19 protein-coding genes are annotated in these 19,078 nt (G+C 70.8%); 8 read left to right on the plus strand and 11 right to left on the minus strand.

Annotated elements, in window-relative coordinates; genetic code table 11:
- The first annotated feature begins 121 nt into the window (after positions 1-121).
- On the plus strand, positions 122-667 hold the full coding sequence (locus ACZ4VA_RS36315; protein ID WP_355789962.1) for a GNAT family N-acetyltransferase: 546 nt from the start codon (positions 122-124) through the stop codon (positions 665-667).
- Between the two features lie 34 nt (positions 668-701).
- Here the strand turns inward: ACZ4VA_RS36315 and ACZ4VA_RS36320 are convergent, their stop codons facing one another.
- The 7 genes from ACZ4VA_RS36320 to bla all read right to left on the minus strand — a co-directional run bounded on the left by ACZ4VA_RS36320 (position 702) and on the right by bla (position 9,458).
- On the minus strand, positions 702-2,246 hold the full coding sequence (locus ACZ4VA_RS36320; RefSeq protein ID WP_468084127.1) for a type IV secretory system conjugative DNA transfer family protein: 1,545 nt from the start codon (positions 2,244-2,246) through the stop codon (positions 702-704).
- Between the two features lie 72 nt (positions 2,247-2,318).
- Positions 2,319-3,743 carry an ATP-binding protein gene (locus ACZ4VA_RS36325; protein ID WP_356169717.1) on the minus strand — a complete coding sequence of 475 codons (1,425 nt, stop codon included), beginning with the start codon at positions 3,741-3,743 and terminating at the stop codon, positions 2,319-2,321.
- Between the two features lie 14 nt (positions 3,744-3,757).
- Positions 3,758-5,317 (minus strand): SCO6880 family protein, encoded by a 1,560-nt coding sequence (locus ACZ4VA_RS36330; RefSeq protein ID WP_355779642.1) that lies wholly within the window; start codon positions 5,315-5,317, stop codon positions 3,758-3,760.
- Complete coding sequence (locus ACZ4VA_RS36335) at positions 5,314-6,642, minus strand: hypothetical protein (protein ID WP_468084129.1); 1,329 nt, start codon at positions 6,640-6,642, stop codon at positions 5,314-5,316. The genes ACZ4VA_RS36330 and ACZ4VA_RS36335 overlap by 4 nt, the downstream gene beginning before the upstream one ends.
- Positions 6,632-7,477: a hypothetical protein gene (locus ACZ4VA_RS36340; RefSeq protein WP_468084130.1), complete on the minus strand. Its 846-nt coding sequence runs from the start codon at positions 7,475-7,477 to the stop codon at positions 6,632-6,634. Before ACZ4VA_RS36340 ends, ACZ4VA_RS36335 begins: the two co-directional genes overlap by 11 nt.
- A 186-nt stretch (positions 7,478-7,663) precedes the next feature.
- Positions 7,664-7,972: a hypothetical protein gene (locus ACZ4VA_RS36345; protein ID WP_099503752.1), complete on the minus strand. Its 309-nt coding sequence runs from the start codon at positions 7,970-7,972 to the stop codon at positions 7,664-7,666.
- A gap of 418 nt (positions 7,973-8,390) precedes the next feature.
- Entirely contained in the window at positions 8,391-9,458 is a 1,068-nt protein-coding gene (gene bla, locus ACZ4VA_RS36350; protein ID WP_468084197.1) for a class A beta-lactamase, read from the minus strand.
- A gap of 126 nt (positions 9,459-9,584) precedes the next feature.
- Between bla and ACZ4VA_RS36355 the strand changes: the two genes are divergently transcribed.
- The 3 genes from ACZ4VA_RS36355 to ACZ4VA_RS36365 all read left to right on the plus strand — a co-directional run bounded on the left by ACZ4VA_RS36355 (position 9,585) and on the right by ACZ4VA_RS36365 (position 12,612).
- Positions 9,585-10,346, plus strand: a complete 762-nt coding sequence (locus ACZ4VA_RS36355; protein WP_355779651.1) for a trypsin-like serine peptidase — start codon at positions 9,585-9,587, stop codon at positions 10,344-10,346.
- 333 nt (positions 10,347-10,679) lie between these two features.
- Positions 10,680-11,687 (plus strand): C40 family peptidase, encoded by a 1,008-nt coding sequence (locus tag ACZ4VA_RS36360; RefSeq protein ID WP_356169730.1) that lies wholly within the window; start codon positions 10,680-10,682, stop codon positions 11,685-11,687.
- A 220-nt stretch (positions 11,688-11,907) separates the two neighbouring features.
- The gene (locus ACZ4VA_RS36365) at positions 11,908-12,612 is read left to right on the plus strand and encodes a phosphatase PAP2 family protein (RefSeq protein ID WP_355779656.1); all 705 of its coding nucleotides are present in this window, start codon (positions 11,908-11,910) and stop codon (positions 12,610-12,612) included.
- 6 nt (positions 12,613-12,618) lie between these two features.
- On the opposite strand, the gene ACZ4VA_RS36370 is transcribed toward ACZ4VA_RS36365, so the two are convergent.
- Positions 12,619-14,184, minus strand: a complete 1,566-nt coding sequence (locus ACZ4VA_RS36370; protein ID WP_468084133.1) for an FAD-binding oxidoreductase — start codon at positions 14,182-14,184, stop codon at positions 12,619-12,621.
- Positions 14,185-14,389: 205 nt separating this feature from the next.
- Positions 14,390-14,554, minus strand: coding sequence for a hypothetical protein (locus ACZ4VA_RS36375; protein ID WP_356169702.1), 165 nt, complete (start codon positions 14,552-14,554; stop codon positions 14,390-14,392).
- 121 nt (positions 14,555-14,675) lie between these two features.
- Here ACZ4VA_RS36375 and ACZ4VA_RS36380 point away from each other — a divergent pair, with 121 nt between their 5' ends.
- Entirely contained in the window at positions 14,676-15,518 is an 843-nt protein-coding gene (locus tag ACZ4VA_RS36380) for an SCO4651 family lipoprotein (protein ID WP_356169700.1), read from the plus strand.
- A 116-nt stretch (positions 15,519-15,634) separates the two neighbouring features.
- A complete protein-coding gene (locus ACZ4VA_RS36385; protein ID WP_355783919.1) occupies positions 15,635-15,823 on the plus strand; it encodes a hypothetical protein in 189 nt (62 codons plus the stop codon).
- Between the two features lie 93 nt (positions 15,824-15,916).
- Here ACZ4VA_RS36385 and ACZ4VA_RS36390 read toward each other — a convergent pair whose 3' ends face one another.
- Positions 15,917-16,273: a metal-sensitive transcriptional regulator gene (locus ACZ4VA_RS36390; RefSeq protein ID WP_355783922.1), complete on the minus strand. Its 357-nt coding sequence runs from the start codon at positions 16,271-16,273 to the stop codon at positions 15,917-15,919.
- 236 nt (positions 16,274-16,509) lie between these two features.
- Here ACZ4VA_RS36390 and ACZ4VA_RS36395 point away from each other — a divergent pair, with 236 nt between their 5' ends.
- Entirely contained in the window at positions 16,510-17,130 is a 621-nt protein-coding gene (locus tag ACZ4VA_RS36395; protein ID WP_355783925.1) for a DUF47 domain-containing protein, read from the plus strand.
- Between the two features lie 7 nt (positions 17,131-17,137).
- Positions 17,138-18,136, plus strand: a complete 999-nt coding sequence (locus ACZ4VA_RS36400) for an inorganic phosphate transporter (protein WP_355783928.1) — start codon at positions 17,138-17,140, stop codon at positions 18,134-18,136.
- A gap of 137 nt (positions 18,137-18,273) precedes the next feature.
- Here ACZ4VA_RS36400 and pstB read toward each other — a convergent pair whose 3' ends face one another.
- Positions 18,274-19,050 carry a phosphate ABC transporter ATP-binding protein PstB gene (pstB, locus tag ACZ4VA_RS36405; RefSeq protein ID WP_355783931.1) on the minus strand — a complete coding sequence of 259 codons (777 nt, stop codon included), beginning with the start codon at positions 19,048-19,050 and terminating at the stop codon, positions 18,274-18,276.
- Positions 19,051-19,078 lie beyond the last annotated feature (28 nt).

Genomic DNA, 19,078 nt, shown 5'->3' on the forward strand with positions numbered 1-19,078 from the left:
GGACCCTGTGGGAGAGTAGGACGCCGCCGAACAAATTTTGAAAGAGAACCCCCGTACCGGGGATACCGGTACGGGGGTTTTCTGCGTTGTACGTGAATTCCCGCGGTATTACGGTGGCTGCATGACCCACGTGATCCGTTCCATACGTGCCGACGAATGGCCCGCCGTGAAGGCGCTCCGGCTCGCCGCGCTCCAGGACCCCGTCGCTCCCATCGCCTTCCTGGAGGCGTACGAGGAAGCAGCCGCGCGACCCGACTCGTACTGGCGGGAGCGGGCCGCCGGGGCCGCCGAGGGCACGACGGAGCGTCAGCAGTTCGTGGCCGAGGGGCCGGACGGGGAGTGGGCCGGCTCGCTGACCGTGCTCGTCGAGAAGGCCGGGACGCACGATCCTTTCGGGGGCGCGGTCGAGGAGTCCCAGGGGCACGTCGTCGGGGTGTTCGTGCGCGACGGGCAGCGCGGCAACGGGCTGATCGGCGCACTGCTCGACGCGGCCCTGGAGTGGTCCTGGGGGCTCGGCCTGGAGCGGGTGCGGCTGTTCGTCCACGAACGCAACTCCCGTGCGGAGGCGGCCTACCGCAAGGCCGGCTTCGTACCCACCGGAGCGACGGCCGCCGTGCCGGGGAACCCCGAGGAGCGGGAGATCGAGTTCGAGGTCAGGCGGCGCTGACCGTGAGGGCGGACCGCTGAGCGGACGGGCGTCCTCAGACCGGGAGGTCGTACTGCGGCCAGCGCGAGCGGCTCTGTTCCTGTGACCGCAGCAGGGCCAGCGTGGGCAGGCCCCGCTCCGCTCCGCCGGTGAGCAGATCCGGGAGCTGGGGGAGCGGGGCGACCGCGGCGACGTCGTCAAGGACGAGCGTGAGTGGTGGGTCGAGGCGACCGGAGGATGACCGTTCGGCCATGCGCCGGCCGCGCTCGACCACGCTTGAGGCGAGGGCCGTCAGGAGCGGCATCGCGCCGGGATTCGCCTTGGGGTCCTCGATGGGTTCACCGACCACATAAAGCGTGCCCCCTTCGTTGACGAAGGAATCCAAGGTGAGTGCATCAGTTCGGTTGGGAGTGCAGGACTCGCGCACGTTCACCGTGAAGAGCGAGGACAGCGCTCTCGCCGTCAACTCCTGGGCGATGTCGCGGCGTTCGGGGTGCGAGGTGAGGGCCGCCTCCAGTTCGCCCGCCGAGCCCGTGGCGGCCTTCGGGTTCGTGCGCAGGGCCCGTACGGCGTCCTGGACCTGGCTGCCCTGGGCCCAGCGGTGGACGTGGCGGATGGCCTTGCCCTCGACCGCGGCCGCGTGCAGGTAGCTGCGGAGGAGCGTTTCCGCCACGTCGGCCATCGCCTGGTCGACCTTCGCTCCCGGGCGTACCGGGGCGAGGAGAGCGGCGGCTCTCGCCCTGGCGGTGTCCCGGTCCTCGCAGCCGGCCGCGGGGGACCAGTGGAGGCGGGCCGGGGTGTCGCACAGGTGCGCGGGGTCGTAGAGCAGGACGGGGCCGAGCTTGGCCCGGGCGTCCTTGGTCTCCGACCAGACGGCGGGGCTGGAGGTGATGACGAGGGCGGCGCCCTCCGCGTCCCGCACCGCCTGGACGGCGAGGGGGTGGCGGGTGTCCGGGGGGCCGAGGAAGACGGGGCTCCGCTGCGGGGGCACCAGGGGGGCCGGGGTGTCCCAGCCGGCGACGGGGGACGGGACGGCGGGAGGCATCGCGCTCAACTGTGTGAGGGGTTCCGGCGCGGTCTGCTCCAGGGGCTGTGCCGGGCGCTCCGGCCGTGGTGCCGGGTCTTCCCGTCCGGGCGCCCCTTCCAGCCGCTCCAGGGGCGCTGGGGCCTGCTTGGCGGGGTCCTCCCGGACGGTCAGGCCCTCGGTCGGCTCCGAGAGTTGAGCGGCGCGTCCCTTCGGCTTCGTCGCGCGCCAGCGGGCCACCGTGCCCATGACGAAGACCGTGAGCACCACGAGGATCATCAGCTGGCCGATGAACAGGCCCCAGAACAGGCCGTAGCCGGAGAGCTGGCCGCCGGGGGTGTCCGGCCAGGCGCCGGGGATGTCGTGCGGGCGGCCGATGAGGTGCCGCATGGCCAGCGGCGTACGGCCGAAGGTCACGGCGTCCGGCCAGACACCGTGGGCGAACAGGCCGGCGAGGCCCGTCGCCGACCACACCATCAGCGTCATGCCGAGGAGGAACGCGAGGATCCCCACCAGCAGACCGTCGGGAATGCCTCCGTCGCCCTCGGGGCGAGGGGCGCGTTCGTCCCGTCTCATCTCACGCCGCCGTTCTCGCGTCTCGTGCCGGCGTCGTACGCACGCCGTCTCCGGCACCGGTCATGCCGTCGTTCATGCCACCGTGGACTCGGACGAACCGTCGAGGTCGTTCAGGTGCTGTTCCATGAAGGCCGCGGCCCGCTCCTCGGCCTCCAGTTCCGCGGCGCGCAGGGCGTCGTGGGCGAGGTGGTCCTCGGAGGACTCGGTCATCGCGCGGTCCGTGAACACCAGTGGCCGTTCGGTCTCCGTGATCAGGTGCTTGACCACCTGGACGTTGCCGTTCACGTCCCACACCGCGATGCCCGGGGTGAGGCTCGGGATGATCTCGACCGCCCAGCGGGGCAGCCCGAGGACCCGGCCCGTCATCCGTGCCTCGTCCGCCTTCTGGGCGTAGATGGTCCGCGTCGACGCCATCTTCAGGATCGCCGCCGCCTCCTTGGCCGCCGCCCCGTCCACCACGTCGGACAGGTGGTGGACCACCGCCACGAAGGACAGACCGAGCCGGCGCCCGAACTTCAGCAGCCGCTGGAACAGCTGGGCGACGAAGGGGCTGTTGATGATGTGCCACGCCTCCTCGACCAGGAAGATGCGCTTCTTGCGGTCGGGCCGGATCCACGTGTGCTCCAGCCACACGCCCACGATGGCCATGAGGATCGGCATCGCGATGGAGTTCCGGTCGATGTGGGACAGGTCGAAGACGATGAGCGGGGCGTCCAGGTCGATGCCGACCGTCGTCGGGCCGTCGAACATGCCCCGCAGGTCACCGTCCACCAGCCGGTCCAGGACCAGGGCGACGTCGAGCCCCCAGGCCCGTACGTCGTCTATGGCGACGTTCATCGCCTCGGCCGACTCCGGCTCGGGGTGGCGCAGTTGCTCGACGATGTCGGTGAGCACCGGCTGGCGCTCGACGATCGTCTCGTTCACGTAGGCGTGCGCGACCTTCAGCGCGAAGCCGGACCGCTCGTCCAGGCCGTGGCCCATCGCGACCTCGATGATCGTCCGGAGCAGCGCGAGCTGCCCGGTCGTGGTGATCGCCGGGTCGAGCGGGTTGAGCCGGATCCCCATGTCCAGGGCGGCCGTGGGGTCGAGCCGGATAGGAGTTATGCCGAGTTCCTCGGCGATGAGGTTCCACTCGCCGACGCCGTCCTCGCCCTGGGCGTCCAGGACGACGACCTGCCGGTCGCGGAACCGCAGCTGGCGCATGACGTACGTCTTCTCCAGCGCCGACTTGCCGTTGCCGGACTCGCCGAGCACCAGCCAGTGCGGAGCGGGGAGCTGCTGGCCGTAGAGCTGGAACGGGTCGTAGATGTAGCCCTTGCCGGAGTACACCTCGCGTCCGATGATCACGCCGGAGTCGCCGAGGCCGGGTGCGGCGGTCGGCAGGTAGACCGCCTGGGCCTGGCCCGTCGACGTACGCACCGGCAGGCGGGTCGTCTCGACCTTGCCGAAGAGGAAGGACGTGAAGGCGTCCGTGAGGACGGAGAGCGGATCCCGCATCAGTGCATCAGCCCCTACCTGCGGATTCCGGTGGCGAACGGCAGTGTGTTCACAAACGCGCGGTGGTGCTCGCGGTCGCACCATTCCAGCTTCAGGTACGACTTCCCGGCCGACGCGCGGATGGTCCGCTTGTCGCGGGCGAGCGCCTCGGGGTTGCGCGAGGACACCGTGATGTAGCCGACGAGGTTCACGCCGGCGGCACCGCTGGCGAGGTCCTCGCCGCGCTGGTCGAGACGGTTGTGGGAGGCGATGTCACGCGGGTCCACGGTGCGGTTCATCTTGGCGGCGCGGCTGGCCTCCGCCTCGTCGTTCGTCTTCTCGGTCAGCATCCGCTCGATGGCGACCTCGGTGGGTTCGAGGTCCATCGTGACGGCGACCGTCCGGATGACGTCCGGCGTGTGGACCAGCAGCGGGGCGAGGAAGTTGACGCCGACGGGGGTCATCGGCCACTCCTTCACCCAGGCCGTGGCGTGGCACCAGGGCTCGCGGGTGGAGGACTCGCGGGTCTTCGCCTGGAGGTACGTCGGCTCCATCGCGTCCAGCTCGGCCGGCCAGGCGTTGCGCTTCGTCATCGCCTGGATGTGGTCGATCGGGTGGTCCGGGTCGTACATGGAGTGCACGAGCGAGGCGAGACGGCCCTGCCCGAGCGGCTGCCGTACGCGGATGTCCGCTTCCTGGAGCCGGGAGCAGATGTCGGTCAGCTCGCGCGCCATGACGACGGCGAGCCCCGCGTCCCGGTCGAGCTTCCTGCCGCCGTGCGGCCGGGCCGCGCGGGCCATGGCCTGGGCCTCGGCGGCGAGTTCGCGCGAGTAGTGCATGCAGGCGACGAGGTACGCGCGGTGCTGCTCGCTGCTGGTGGACACCATCGACTGGAGCTGGTCGTACGACTGCTGGAGCCAGCCGGGTGCCCGGTCGTCCCCGCGTACGGCGACGTCCTTGGCGTGGGCGTCCGGGTCGGCGGGGAGCGTGCGGGCGAGCATCTGGATCCTGGTGACGAAGCCGTCGCCGTTCGCGACGTGCTTCAGCAGGGTCCCGAAGCGGTCGACGAGGGCCTCCTGGTCCTCGCTGTCCCGCAGGCCGACGCCGGGGCCCTCGATCTCGATGGCGGCGGTGACCGTACGGCGGTCGGCGTGCAGCAGCACGGCGATCTCGTCCGGCCCGAAGGGGGCCGCGAGCCAGCTGATGCGGCCGATGCCCGGCGGGGGGCCGATCTCGACCTCGCGTCCGTCGATCCGGGTGCCGGCCTCCATGACGTGGGACCGGTAGGCGGTGCCCCGGCGCAGGGAGCGCTTGTAACTGCGGTTGATCTCGAACCACTTGTAGAAGGTCCGCCGCTTGTACGGGACGTACACCGCGGCGAGCGCCAGCAGCGGGAAGCCCATCAGGAGCACGATGCGCAGGGCGAGGACGGGGACGAGGAGTCCGCACATCATGCCGAGGAACGCGCCCACGATGATGAGCGCGATCTCGCCCGACTCGCGGTTCCGGCCGACGATCGCGTTCGGCCGGGCGCGGCCGATCAGATATGTACGGCGGGGCGTGACCGGATGGGACACGTGGGACTCGGTCGTCAACGCCCTTCACCTCCCGTGCGGTTGGTACTGCTGTTGCGGGCGTTGCTCGCGTGGGGGGTGTTGGCCGGGCTGGTACGCGGCGGGGGTGCGGCGGAGGGGACAGATCCGCCGCCTCCCGCGGGCGTACGCGTGCTGTGCGCGGCCACACCGCCGGACGCGGGGTTGGCGGGACGGGGGGACGACTGGCCGCCGCCTCCACCGCCGCCGCTGTCGGCGCGGGTGCTGTGGGTCTTGATGCCCTGGGCGACGAGGGTGGCCGGCGAGCTCATCACGGCCGCGGCCTTGCCTTCGGCGCCCTGCATGATGCGGTTGTTGCGCGAGTTGGCGATCTCGTCGCCGAAGCCGGGGACGAAGCGGTAGATCATGCCGCTCGCGAAGATGGCCAGCAGGATGATGGCGAGGCCGGAGACGATCGCGGCGAGCGAGTCGGGGCCGCCGTCGGAGGCGAGCGCCCCGGCGAGGCCGAGGACGATCACGATCACCGGCTTGACGAGGATCACCGCGATCATCACGCCCGCCCAGCGGCGGACGTGGCCCCAGAGGTTCTTGTCGACGAGTCCCGCGTAGACGACGACGCCGAGGAGGGCGCCGACGTACAGCAGGACCGCGCGCAGGTACAGCTCCAGGTAGAGGACTCCGGCGGCGACGATCGAGATCAGCGAGACCAGCATCAGCATGATGGGGCCGCCGCCGATGTCGTCGCCCTTGGCGAGGGCCTCGGAGAACGTGCCGAAGAACGCGTCGGTCTGGTTGCCCGTCGTCTTCGCCAGCACGTCGCTGACGCCGTCCGTCGCCGAGACGACCGTGTAGAGGATCAGCGGCGTGAAGGCCGAGGCCAGCACGGTCAGCCAGAGGAAGCCGACGGCCTCGGACAGGGCGGTGGTGAGCGGGACGCCCCGCACCGCCCTCTTCGCGACCGCGAGCAGCCACAGCAGCAGCGTGAGGATCGTCGACGCGGCGAACACGACGGCGTACTGCTGGAGGAACTTGGGGTTCGTGTAGTCGACGTTGGCCGTCTCCTTCACGGCCTCCGAGAGCTTGTCGACGGTCCAGGAAGCGGCGTCGGCACAGCCCTTGGCCAGGGAGGAGAGGGGGTCGAGGGGGGAGGTGAGATCGGGCCCGTCGGTCCCACCCCGGGTCGCCCCACGCCGGTTGTCACCGCGCTCGCAGTACTGCTTGGCGGGGCCGGCGATCAGTGAGCACGGATCGTCCGAGGGCTTCGGCGTTGGAGCCGCGTACGCGTGGGATGCCATCAGCACGGCTGCCGTCTGTACGGCTGCTACGGCGCCGGTGAGCTTGAGCGCGCGGTGCGAGCTACCGGGCATACGTGAACCCTCCGAACTCCTCGACCGCCTTGCCGATCTCGTCGGCTCCTGAGACGGGGTTGTCTCCGTTGACGGGGGTCGGGCCGGTTTTCTGGCTGGTCTCCAGGACCTTCCAGTCTCCGTTCCAGTTCAGCTTCATGGTCACGGTGAACCAGCTGCTGGTCACGGGCTTGGTAGAGCTTTCACCGGTGAGTCCGAAGAGGCTGTTGCACCAGACCTCGACAGTGGCCGCGGCATCGCTGGAGGAGGTGACCTTGGTGCCCACGGGCAGTGTGCGATAGACGAACGTGTTCCCCGCGGGGGCGGTGCCGTTCTCGGTGAGACCGATCTTCTTCAGCAGGTCGGCGGAGTAGTCCGCGTCGAAACCGGACTGCAGCCGGCCCACCGCAGAGGGATCCGCGATGGTTTGGACGATCCCGTGCCGCTCAGTAGTCGTGAACATGCCGTCGGACCCGAGCGCCACGGCGTAGTTCGCCGCCGCGCTCTGCGCGCCCTGCTGGTCGTGTGCGTACCCCGTGGGGATGTCCCCCGTCTTCGACTGGACCGGGCGTTCCCCGGAGGGGGCCGTCGGGGCGGTCTCCGCCTTGTCGCCGCCGCCCGACCCCGAAGGGGCGTCGTCCTCGCCGCGGTTCGCGAAGGCGATCGCCGCGATGAGCAGGACGACGACACCGACGACGGTGATCAGGCTCCGGGACGAGGACCGGCCCCGCCGGGCACCGCCGTAGACGTCGCCACCCCGGTCGGGCAGCCGCGTCCGGGTCTGCCCGGAGCCGCCGTACCCGCCGTCGTCACCGCGGGAGGTGTCACCGTAACCGTGATCGTCACCGAGACTCATACCGCGCACGCCCCCTCGACCTCGTACCGAAACGCCTCGTACCGAAACGCGTAGCAGTACGACGGTAGCCGTGCTGGTTCCCGCGCGGGCGCGGTGTGGTGACTGGACATCAGGGAAACGCAACCTCAGCCGGTGGGCACGACGGACGGGTGGGTCGGAGGGGGCACCGGGCGCGCCCGGCCGGGTCTAGACGGCCATGCCGTAGACGATGGTGAAGAGCGTGCCGAGGGAGCCGATGATGAAGACCCCCGTCAGTCCCGCGATGATGAGGCCCTTGCCCTGCTCGGCGCTGAAGGTGTCGCGCAGCGCCGTCGCGCCGATCCGCTGCTTCGCGGCACCCCAGATCGCGATCCCGAGGCACAGCAGGATGGCGACCGCCATCACGACCTCGATCATCACCTTCGCCTCGTTGCCCAGGCTGCCGAAGGGCCCCCAGTCCGGAGCGATCCCGCCGATGATCGTGGTGATGTCGCCCTTTTCGGCTGCGAAAAGCATGTAAGTCACCGCCCCTTGTGGGTAGTTCTCTCCACCCCCTGCCACTGCGCAGAGGTCAGCTCATTCTCGCCGACAAAGACGCTGTCGTATGTCGACTTGACGTCATTGGTTGGCGGGTTTCGTGCGAATCCCTTGCCCGCCGTCCCGCGGGGCACCCTCTCGGGAGCGCGGGACGGATGGCAAGGGGTCGTATGGTCACTCTGTGTATCACGGCAGGTCACGCCGGGCAATGAAGTCGAACCGGAACCTGCCGTGTGGTTCCGTCGTTAACCCCTTTTACGCCTCGGAACCCTCCCGGGGCGGTCCGCGGTGCGGACGGAAACTGACCGGCCCGTTCCGGGCGGTGCCTGTCCGATACAGAGGTTATCTCCGGATCCGGAACCGGGCGACAAGGGGGAGCGGGCGGACCGACGCCCCCTCAGGTCACCGCCGTGGCAAGGACGTCGGCCGTCCCGGCCACCAGCTCGTCGTCGGGGGCGGCGTCCCGCGCGGGCTTCGTGGTGAGGACGGCCAGGACGACGGGGGTGCCGTCCGGGGTCCAGGCGATGCCCACGTCGTTCGCGGTGCCGTGGGAGCCGGTGCCCGTCTTGTCGGCGATGGACCAGTCCGCGGGCAGGCCCGCGTGGAAGCGCTTGGTGCTGGTCGTGTTCCCGAGGAGCCAGGCCGTCAGGCGGGTGCGGTCCCGCTCGCACAGGGCGTCGCCCAGGGTCAGGCGGGCGTAGGTGCGGGCGATGGCCGCCGGGGTGGTGGTGTCCTCCCGGCGCCAGGGCTCCGCCGTGTTCAGTTCCGGCTCCCAGCGGTCCAGGCGGGTCCGCCGGTCCCCGAGCGAGCGGCAGAACCGGGTGACGGCCGTGGGCCCGCCGAGCTCGCGCAGCAGCAGGTTGGCCGCCAGGTTGTCGCTGTAGCGGATCGCCGCGTCGGACAGTTCGGCGATGGTCATGCCGGCGGCGACGTTCTCGGGCTTGACGGTGATCGCCCCGCCTCCGGCGGCCGCCACGTCCGCGGCGGTGTAGTGGAGCCGCCGGGCGAGCGTCTCGCCGTGCCGGTCCAGGTCCCGCAGGACGGCGGCGACCGCGAGGGTCTTGAACACCGAGCACATGGGGAAGCGTTCCCCGGCCCGGTGGCCGACGGTCCTCCCGGTCCTCAGGTTGTGGGCGAACGCGCCCACCCTGGCGCCGTGACGTTCCTCCAGCTCCCGCAGACGGGAACGGGCGTCCCGGGCGCCGGGGTCGGCGTGCGCGGAGCCGGCGGTGAGCGCGAGCGCCGCCGTGGAGGTGACCGCTGCGGCCGTGGTGAGCAGGGTGCGGCGGGTTGTCGTCGGTTCTAAGATCGCTCGGTCCTCCTGTACGCGTGCGAAGTGGCCGGTCTCGCCTGTCCGTACGCCTCGTACGCCGGCGTCCCACTTCTCCTGGGTGGTAGGGACGACGGTCGTGGGGTCACCGGTTTCACGGTGGCGTACGGGGAGGGGTGACCCCGCCGGGGCGATTCGGGGTGCGGGCGAGGGCGTCTGTCATGGGTGCGTGCGGGGTTCGGGGCTTACCGGATGCCTGTCGGCCTTTGCTCTCCGGGTCGCGGAGATTTTTCCGGGGGGCTGGGTCAAAGTGGACGGGTGATGCGGCGCACCACTCGTCCCGGGAGTCCACGGCGGCACGCTCTGTCCGCCGTGGTACTCGTGCTGGCCGCCACGACCTCCTCGGTGGCCGCCGCGGACGACGGCGTCGGACCGCTCGGGGTGACCGTGGACGCGCCCGCGACCTGGCCGACGGCCCGCGTCGGCGCCCTGTTCCGCGGCACGGGCGCCCTGGCGGGCGGCCACTTCTGCACGGCGTCCGTGGTGCACAGCGAGGGACGGAACCTGATCGTCACCGCCGCGCACTGCCTGGACGGCGGCGGGAGGTTCCGGTTCGCGCCCGGCTACCGGGACGGCAGGGCGCCGTACGGCGTCTGGGACGTCGGCAGGACGTACGTCGCCGAGGCGTGGCGGCGGGACCGCGACGAGGACAGCGACCTCGCGTTCGCCGTCGTGGACGACCTGGCGGGGCTGGAGGTCGAGGACGTCGTCGGCGGCAGTCCCCTCGCCATCGGGCAGGCCACCGGGGCGACCGCAGTGACGGTGACCGGGTACCCGAGGTCCCGCGAGGTGCCGGTCACGTGTACCGCGAGGCCGAGCGCGCACAGCGGCACCCAGCAGCGCGTGGAGTGCCCCGGCTTCACCGGCGGCACCAGCGGCAGCCCGTGGGTGAACGGCGACGGGCGGGTCGTCGGCGTCATCGGCGGCCACGAGGAGGGCGGGAACACGGCCGACGTCTCCTACAGCGTCGTCCTCGGCGAGGAGGCGGCCGCGCTCCACCGCACGGCGTCCGCCGAGCGGTGAGCCCGGCGGGACGGGCGGGACTCCCCGGGCGGGGCGCGAGCAGCCGGTCACGCTCCGGGGGAGAGGGTGGGACGGCCACTTCCCGGAAGGCACGTGAGAGCCGGCGAAACCCCCGGTGTTGATCCGCCGTCACATCCCGGACTGTGTACGCCGGAACGCGACGAAGCCGATTTTGGCGTGTAACCGTCTTGCGTGGCATGCGGACCGCGTCCGGACCGATCGTGCCGCCCGGACCCGTCCGCCACGTGCGGTTTCTTCTCGTGCGTGATCATCCCGCGCAGCCGGGGCCGCCTCTACACTGACGTCGGCGGACTCCTGTGCGGTGAGGGGCGGTTGACGGTGCGTAAGGCTGGGGTCGTGGCGCTCGCCGCCGCGGGGGCGGGGCTCAGCCTCGTGATGCTGCTCGTCGCGGGCGTCTACCTCGTCGCCGGGAACCTCGCCAACGGCGTGGGCGGCGGCTCGGTCGGGCTCGCCAAGGGCGCCGTGCCGGCCGCTTACCAGGACCTCGTGAAGAAGTGGGGCAACCTCTGCGACGCGATCAACCCCGCACTGCTGGCCGCCCAGCTGTACCAGGAGAGCGGGTTCAACCCGCGGGCCAAGAGTCCGGCGGCGGCGCAGGGGATAGCGCAGTTCATCCCCGGTACGTGGGCCACGCACGGGGTCGACGGCGACGGGGACGGCGACCGGGACGTCTGGGACCCGAACGACGCGATCCCCTCGGCCGCCTCGTACGACTGCACCCTCGCGAAGTACGTGAAGGACGCCCCGGGGAACCAGACCGAGAACATGCTCGCCGCCTACAACGCGGGCGCGTACGCGGTCATCAAGTACGGGGGCGTGCCGCCGTACAAGGAGACGCAGAACTACGTGAAGACGATCACGACGCTGGAGAAGAGCTTCGCCGCTCCGGTTACCCGGGTCGATCCGTCCGAGCAGGCCGCGGGGGCCATCTACTACGCGCAGAAGAAGCTCGGCACCCCCTACCTCTGGGGTGGCAACGGCACCGCCGACCAGGGCGGACGCTTCGACTGCTCGGGGCTGACGAAGGCCGCGTACGAGAGTGTCGGCGTCACGCTGCCGCGCGTCGCCAACGACCAGTACAACGCCGGTCCGCACCCGAGCCGCGACGAACTGCTGCCCGGGGACCTGGTCTTCTTCTCGGACGACCTGACCAATTCGCGGACCATCCGGCACGTGGGCATCTACGTCGGCGGCGGGTACATGATCGACGCACCGCGCACGGGTGCCGTCATCCGATTCGACCCGGTCGACACCCCCGACTACTTCGGTGCGACCCGAGTGACGGAAGATGGCGCGAAAGCACTCCCCACGGCGGTCTGAAACCTGCCGGAATCAACCCTCTGAGCTGCGGCGATGGATCTCTCTTCGGTAACGTCTGCGTGATCATTCGGTGGAGGGTGGAACGTACGGAAGGGGACTGTGCGTTCCTGTTGACGTAACGCGTGTCCAGACAGAGGAACGCGGTTCACGGGGGTGGCACCGAGCGGCGCACGAGCGTGTGCGGCCGTGGGAGAAAAGACGACGAAGGGGCCTCAGCGCAATGGCTGGACTCGCCGATTCCGGTTCCAACCCCGACGTCAGCCTGCTCTACGACATCAATGGCCTGGCCAAGGACGCGCCGCACTGGTTCGACCGCGTCATGGAGTTCGTGGGCGAGTACGGCCTGCTGCTCGCCATGGTGCTGCTCGTGCTCTGGTGCTGGTGGACGGTCCGGCGGCGCGGCGGGGAGAACGCGGCGCCCTCGGTGGCCGCGCTGGTCTGGGCGCCGCTGGCGGCCGGGATCGCCGTCCTGGTGAACGTGCCGATAAGGGGTTTCGTGGAGCGCCCGCGGCCCTTCGTCGACCACCGCGGACTGGACGTACTGGTCTCCGGGAAGACCGACTTCTCGTTCGTCAGCGACCACGCCACGCTCACCATGGCGATGGGCGTCGGACTCTTCGTCGCGCACCGGAAGTTCGGCCTCGCCGGCATCGGCCTCGCGCTCCTGGAGGGCTTCTGCCGGGTCTACATGGGCGTGCACTACCCGACGGACGTCGTCGGCGGGTTCGCGCTCGGCACCGCCGTCGCCCTGCTGCTCTCGCCGCTCGCCATGGCCCTGCTGACACCGGTCGTCCGGGCGGTCGAGCGGTCCCCGCGGGCCGGCCGGCTGGTCCGGGCCCGCGGTGGGGTGCCCGCGGAGCGGGACGCGCTCATCCCGGGGGCCGCTCTCACGGAGCGGCCCGAGGACCGGGACCTGGCCGCCTGAGCGGCGTCAGAGCGCCTGGGGGAAGGTGAAGAAGCGGTCCGGGTCGTACTGCTTCTTCAGTGCCGTCAGGCGGGGGGCCGCGTCGCCGTAGTACGCCTTGCGCCAGTCGGTGAGGGTCGGGTCCGTGTAGTTCTGGTACGCGGCGCCCGAGGCGTGCCGGGACATGGCGTGGTGGGCGGTGTCCAGCCAGCCCTGGGCGGCGGTGCCGGAGGTGCCCGCCCGCCACGAGGCGATGTACTGGGCGAGCATCCGGGAGCGCCGGTGGACGAAGGCCGTCGCCGTCGGTGAGATCCGGTTGACCGCTCCGCCCAGCGCGGTGAGCGCGATGCTGCCGGAGCCGCCGCGGACGCCCGCCATCTGCGTCAGGAGCGTCTGCACCCCGGCCGCCGGGATCGAGCGGTCGAAGAAGTCCGAGCGGGCCGCGTAGGTCTCCCGGCCCAGGGCGCCCCGCGGACTGCGGCCCGGGGTCGAGCCCGGCAGATGGCACTGGGCGTCCTCGGCGAACGCGGAGCAGCCCGCGTACACCTCCATCGACTCCTCGTACGAGCGCCGCTTGAGCGAGACGCTGCGGGCGGGGGCGCCGATCCGGTCGGCCAGCCGGTCCACGGCGTTCTGGAGCTCGCCGTACGTGCCGAGGGAGAACGCCGAGACGGAGACCGTGGGGGTGCCGCCCGGTGCGCTCGCGAGGTGGCAGGACGACCAGATCTCGTCGGGCTGGTCCGGCCCCCACTCCTGCCAGGCCTTCAACACGGCGGCGGCCCTGGACCACGGCCAGGACATGTACGCCGTCACGCACTGGGGCGCCGGACGGGTCCGGAAGCGCAGTTCGGTGACGACGCCGAAGTTGCCGTTGCCCGCGCCCCGCAGGGCCCAGAAGAGGTCCTTGTGCTCGCTCGCGCTCACCGTGAGCTGCTTGCCCGCGGCGGTGACCAGGGTCGCCCCGGTGAGGTTGTCGCAGGTGAGGCCGTACGCCCGGGAGACGACGCCGTGGCCGCCGCCGAGGGTGAGGCCCGAGACGCCGACGGTCGGGCAGGAGCCGGCGGGGATCGTGACGCCCTTCGCGGCCAGCGCCCGGTACACGTCGATCAGCTTGGCCCCGGCGCCGATGACGGCCTCGCCGCCCGAGGCGCGGATGCGGCTCAGTTTCGAGACGTCGACGACCAGACGGCCGTTGCCGGAGGACCAGCCCGCGTAGGAGTGGCCGCCGTTGCGGATCGACACCTTCACGCCGTGGGCGCGGGCGTAGGCGAGGGCGGTGCGGATGTCGTCGGTGTGGGACACGTAGGCGACGGCGGCGGGCTTCAGGGTGTCGAAGCGGGTGTTGTAGAGCTGGTGGGCGGCCGGCCAGGAGCCGTCGCCCGGGCGTATCAGGGGGCCGTCGAGGTCCCTGGCCAGGCCGGTCCAGTTCGCCGCCGCCGCCGCGGCGTGGGTGGCCGTGGTCGTCGTGGTGCGGGACGCGGTCCGTTCCGCGGCGCCGCCGCCGGCGCCCGCCCTGTCGTGGCCGCTGCACGCGGTCGTGGCCGCCGCCGTCAGTGCGGCGGTGGCCCCGCCTATGAATGTGCGCCGGTACATGTGTGCCCTCCCGATGGCTCCCGCTCCCCTGGGACGAGACGGGGTGGCGGACCCGGGGGTTCCCTCCCGGGCCGTACGGCCGCCGCGGTGAGGGGGTTTGGGCCTCTACGCCCCTTTTCGCCCCGCTCCCGGAGGTCGCACCCCCAGGACACTCCTGTCGCCCGAGGCGCCCGGGGCAAACCCCGGGGCGGTCCGGGAGGGTGGGTCAGCCGGACTCGGCGTGGGTCGCCGCGTCCGTTCTCGCCAGGCTGCGGGCCCTTCGCGCCGGACCGCGCCAGCCGCAGGTGCAGCGGGCCAGGCAGAAGCGGCCCTGCTCGATCGTCGTCGTGCGGTGTTCCCGGGAAGCGTCCACATCGTTCTGCTGCGCCACGCCGACACGTTACCCAAGGCAAGTGAACGGCCGGAGTACGCGTGACGGGGACTGATACCCGTCGTTAACCGGGTCACAGGGGGCCCGTAGACGGATGGACCGGCTTGGGGGTAGGCAGGCGATGGTGGAGCGGGAGCACAGGCGGACCGGACCGGCGCTCGTCGCCGTCGTCACCGCGCTGGGGGTCGCGGTCTGCGGTACCGGGTGTGCGGGCGGCGGGGCGGTCGCCGAGGACGGGCGCACCGGCGCCGACGCCGTCGAGGTGCTGCGGGGATCGGCCGCCGCGCTGGTGCGAGCGGGTAGCTCCAAGGCCCGTACGTCGATGGAGATGGCCACCGGCGGGACACGCGTCACCATCCGCGGCGAGGGTGTGTACGACTTCGAAGGACGCCTGGGACGGCTGAAGGTGATGCTCCCTCAGGATCCGGCGGGCGCCCCCGGTCACCGGCCCATCACCGAACTCCTCGCGCCGGGTGCCCTGTTCATGAAGAACCGGGGCGCCGGGGTGCCCGCCGACAAGTGGGTGCGCGTCGAGACGGCCGGCCTCTCCGACGGGAACCTGGTGACGGGCGGGGCCACCGACCCGTTCGCCGCGGCGGAGTTGCTGCGCGGGACGCGCACGGCGACGTACGTCGGATCGACCGAGGTCGCGGGCACCCCGGTCCGGCACTACCGCGGCACCGCCGACCTGGTCGTCGCCGCGAAGGAGGCCTCCGACGGGCACCGGCAGGCGCTGAAGGCGGCGGCGAAAGGGTTCGCCACGGTCGAGGTGCCCTTCGACGCCTACCTCGACGACGAGGGGCGCGTCCGCAAGGTCCGGCACCGCTTCAGCTTCGTGAACGGCGTGCGCAAGGACGCGGTCGCGGTCGCCTCGACGACTCTGCTGTACGCCTTCGGGACGCCGGTGGACGTGCGGCTCCCCGGGTCCGCCGACATCTTCGCGGGCCGGATCGCGGAGCCGTAGGGCATCGTGGAGGCGCGGGAAAGGCCGGAATGCGCGGGGCCGGAAATGGTCCGTTGGTGCCATGCGCGTCGTGTAGGCCGCTCCCTACTCTAGGAAGCCGGTGACGGCAGGAAGAGGTGAGGTACGTGGCTCCGGTCGGCGGTACGGCGGTTCAGGACCACGTGGCTCTCGCCGAGATCGAGCTGTGCGGAGAACTGATCATCGCGGCCTCGGCCGCCGACGAGGACCGGCTCAGCCTGGAGAGTATCGACGCGGTCCTGAAAGTGGCCGAGGAGCGCGCCCTCCGCGAGGACGCGCACTCCTAGTCTCCGCGAGTACGCACACTCCTGGCTCTCGGCGAGGATGCGCACCCCGAGAGACACCGCCGCCGACCGCCGGGCCGGGGCACGCCCCGGGGCTCAGGTGCGCAGCAGCCGGCCGATGGCCTTCGTGGCCTCCTCGACCTTCGCGTCGATCTCGGCGCCGCCCTTGACTGCCGCGTCCGCGACGCAGTGGCGCAGGTGCTCCTCCAGGAGCTGGAGCGCGAAGGACTGCAGCGCCTTGGTGGAGGCGGAGACCTGGGTGAGTATGTCGATGCAGTAGACGTCCTCGTCGACCATGCGCTGGAGGCCGCGGATCTGGCCCTCGATCCGGCGCAGCCGCTTGAGGTGCTCGTCCTTCTGCTTGTGGTACCCGTGCACACCCCGGTCGTGGTCCGTCGGGGCGTCCTCGGGCCGGCCGGAGGGCGCCGTCGCGCCGGCCTCGGTGGTCGTCATCGCGTCCTCCTGCTGATCCGGCGGCAAACCTGTCTGGTTCGCCGGTTACATATACCCCTGGTGGGTATATGGTATCGAACTTCACGGGGTATGTGGCCCTTGCCCGGCGCCGGGACCGGGACCCCGTGCGGAGCACTGTGCCCGATGGGCGACACTGGGGGACGGCCGGTTAGCCGTGGCCGGATGATGCGCCTAGCATCAGCCTGACCGAAACAAAAGGACCCCGAGGACCCCACGTGCGCTTTCGTCTGACCCCCAGGGAGACGAGCTTCTACGACATGTTCGCCGCATCCGCGGACAACATCGTCACGGGCTCGAAGCTCCTCATGGAACTGCTCGGGGCGGACTCCTCCGCCCGGGCCGAGATCGCAGAGCGTATGCGGGCCGCGGAACACGCCGGTGACGACGCCACGCACGCGATCTTCCACCAACTGAACTCCTCGTTCATCACGCCGTTCGACCGCGAGGACATCTACAACCTCGCCTCGTCCCTCGACGACATCATGGACTTCATGGAGGAGGCCGTCGACCTGGTCGTGCTGTACCAGGTCGAGGAACTCCCCAAGGGTGTGGAGCAGCAGATCGAGGTGCTGGCCCGCGCGGCGGAGCTGACCGCCGAGGCCATGCCGAACCTGCGGACCATGGACAACCTGACCGAGTACTGGATCGAGGTCAACCGCCTCGAGAACCAGGCCGACCAGATCCACCGCAAGCTGCTCGCCCAGCTCTTCAACGGCAAGTACGAGGCCATCGAGGTGCTGAAGCTGAAGCAGATCGTGGACGTGCTGGAGGAAGCGGCGGACGCGTTCGAGCACGTGGCGAACACGGTGGAGACCATCGCCGTCAAGGAGTCCTGACCTCTTCATGGACACCTTCGCACTGATCGTGACCATCGGGGTCGCGCTCGGATTCACGTACACGAACGGATTTCACGACTCGGCGAACGCCATCGCCACGTCGGTCTCCACGCGGGCGCTGACCCCGCGGGCGGCGCTCGCCATGGCCGCGGTGATGAACCTCGCCGGTGCCTTCCTCGGTAGCGGGGTCGCGCACACCGTCAGCAAGGGCCTGATCGAGACGCCCGAGGGCTCGAAGGGGATGGGCATCCTCTTCGCGGCGCTCATCGGCGCCATCGCCTGGAACCTGGTGACCTGGTACTTCGGCCTGCCGTCGTCCTCGTCCCACGCGCTGTTCGGCGGACTCGTGGGCGCGGCTCTGGCCGGCGGCACGGGTGTCATCTGGTCCGGCGTCCTGGACAAGGTCGTCATCCCGATGTTCATCTCGCCGGTGGTCGGCCTGCTCGTCGGCTATCTGGTGATGTGCGCGATCATGTGGCTGTTCCGCCGGTCCAACCCGCACAAGGCCAAGCGCGGTTTCCGGATAGCCCAGACGGTGTCGGCGGCCGGCATGGCGCTCGGGCACGGTCTGCAGGACGCCCAGAAGACGATGGGCATCGTGGTGATGGCCCTCGTCATCGGCGACGTGCAGGGCTCCGACGACCCGATCCCGGTCTGGGTGAAGATCGCCTGTGCCGTGATGCTGTCGCTCGGCACCTACGCCGGCGGCTGGCGGATCATGCGGACGCTGGGACGCAAGATCATCGAGCTGGACCCGCCGCAGGGCTTCGCCGCGGAGACCACGGGGGCGTCGATCATGTTCGCCACCGCGTTCCTCTTCAAGGCGCCGATCTCCACGACGCACGTCATCACCTCCGCGATCATGGGCGTCGGCGCGACCAAGCGCGTCAACGCCGTGCGATGGGGCGTCGCGAAGAACATCATCCTGGGCTGGTTCATCACCATGCCGGCGGCCGGTGTCGTGGCCGCGGTGAGCTTCTGGATCGTGAACGCGGCGGTGCTGTAGGGGGTCGCGCTCCGCGCTTCTCCTCCTGCTCCGCGCAGCAAGCGGGCCCTCCCCTGATTCAGGGGAGGACCCGCTTCTTTGTCCTCGCGGTGGCACCGCCATGCAGCACCGCGAGGGGCTGGGGGAGGAGGTCCGGCTCAGCCGAAGCGGCCGGAGATGTAGTCCTCGGTGGCCTGGACGGACGGGTTGGAGAAGATCCGCTCCGTGTCGTCTATCTCGACGAGCTTGCCGGGGCGGCCGACCGCGGCCAGGTTGAAGAAGGCGGTGCGGTCGGAGACGCGGGCGGCCTGCTGCATGTTGTGCGTCACGATGACGATCGTGAACCGCTCCTTGAGCTCCCCGATCAGGTCCTCGATGGCGAGGGTGGAGATCGGGTCCAGGGCCGAGCAGGGCTCGTCCATCAGCAGGACCTGGGGCTCGACCGCGATGGCGCGGGCGATGCACAGACGCTGCTGCTGGCCGCCGGACAGGCCCGAGCCGGGCTTGTTGAGGCGGTCCTTGACCTCGTTCCAGAGGTTCGCGCCCTTGAGGGACTTCTCCACGACGTCGTTCAGCTCGGACTTCTTGTACGAGCCGTTGAGGCGCAGGCCCGCCGCCACGTTGTCGAAGATCGACATGGTGGGGAAGGGGTTGGGGCGCTGGAAGACCATGCCGACGGTGCGGCGCACGGCGACGGGGTCGATGCCCTGTCCGTACAGGTCCTCGTCGTCCAGGAGGACCTTGCCCTCGACGCGGCCGCCGGGGGTGACTTCGTGCATGCGGTTCAGGGTGCGCAGGAAGGTCGACTTGCCGCAGCCGGAGGGGCCGATGAAGGCCGTCACCGAGCGCGGCTCGACCGTCATCGAGATGTCTTCGATCGCCTTGTGGGCGCCGTAGTAGGCGGTCAGCCCGCTTACGTCGATTCGCTTGGCCATGTGGATCACTGCTTCTTTCGAAAGGTTC

It is taken from the genome of Streptomyces sp. NPDC028308 (genome assembly GCF_055565855.1).

What these genes read in the sequence shown, in the direction of transcription:
- ACZ4VA_RS36315 (WP_355789962.1), top strand. Translation starts at nt 122, where the DNA reads ATGACCCACGTGATCCGTTCCATACGTGCCGACGAATGGCCCGCCGTG.
- ACZ4VA_RS36320 (WP_468084127.1), bottom strand. Translation starts at nt 2,246, where the DNA reads ATGAGACGGGACGAACGCGCCCCTCGCCCCGAGGGCGACGGAGGCATT.
- ACZ4VA_RS36325 (WP_356169717.1), bottom strand. Translation starts at nt 3,743, where the DNA reads ATGCGGGATCCGCTCTCCGTCCTCACGGACGCCTTCACGTCCTTCCTC.
- ACZ4VA_RS36335 (WP_468084129.1), bottom strand. Translation starts at nt 6,642, where the DNA reads ATGCCCGGTAGCTCGCACCGCGCGCTCAAGCTCACCGGCGCCGTAGCA.
- ACZ4VA_RS36340 (WP_468084130.1), bottom strand. Translation starts at nt 7,477, where the DNA reads ATGAGTCTCGGTGACGATCACGGTTACGGTGACACCTCCCGCGGTGAC.
- ACZ4VA_RS36345 (WP_099503752.1), bottom strand. Translation starts at nt 7,972, where the DNA reads ATGCTTTTCGCAGCCGAAAAGGGCGACATCACCACGATCATCGGCGGG.
- ACZ4VA_RS36355 (WP_355779651.1), top strand. Translation starts at nt 9,585, where the DNA reads ATGCGGCGCACCACTCGTCCCGGGAGTCCACGGCGGCACGCTCTGTCC.
- ACZ4VA_RS36365 (WP_355779656.1), top strand. Translation starts at nt 11,908, where the DNA reads ATGGCTGGACTCGCCGATTCCGGTTCCAACCCCGACGTCAGCCTGCTC.
- ACZ4VA_RS36370 (WP_468084133.1), bottom strand. Translation starts at nt 14,184, where the DNA reads ATGTACCGGCGCACATTCATAGGCGGGGCCACCGCCGCACTGACGGCG.
- ACZ4VA_RS36380 (WP_356169700.1), top strand. Translation starts at nt 14,676, where the DNA reads ATGGTGGAGCGGGAGCACAGGCGGACCGGACCGGCGCTCGTCGCCGTC.
- ACZ4VA_RS36390 (WP_355783922.1), bottom strand. Translation starts at nt 16,273, where the DNA reads ATGACGACCACCGAGGCCGGCGCGACGGCGCCCTCCGGCCGGCCCGAG.
- ACZ4VA_RS36400 (WP_355783928.1), top strand. Translation starts at nt 17,138, where the DNA reads ATGGACACCTTCGCACTGATCGTGACCATCGGGGTCGCGCTCGGATTC.
- pstB (WP_355783931.1), bottom strand. Translation starts at nt 19,050, where the DNA reads ATGGCCAAGCGAATCGACGTAAGCGGGCTGACCGCCTACTACGGCGCC.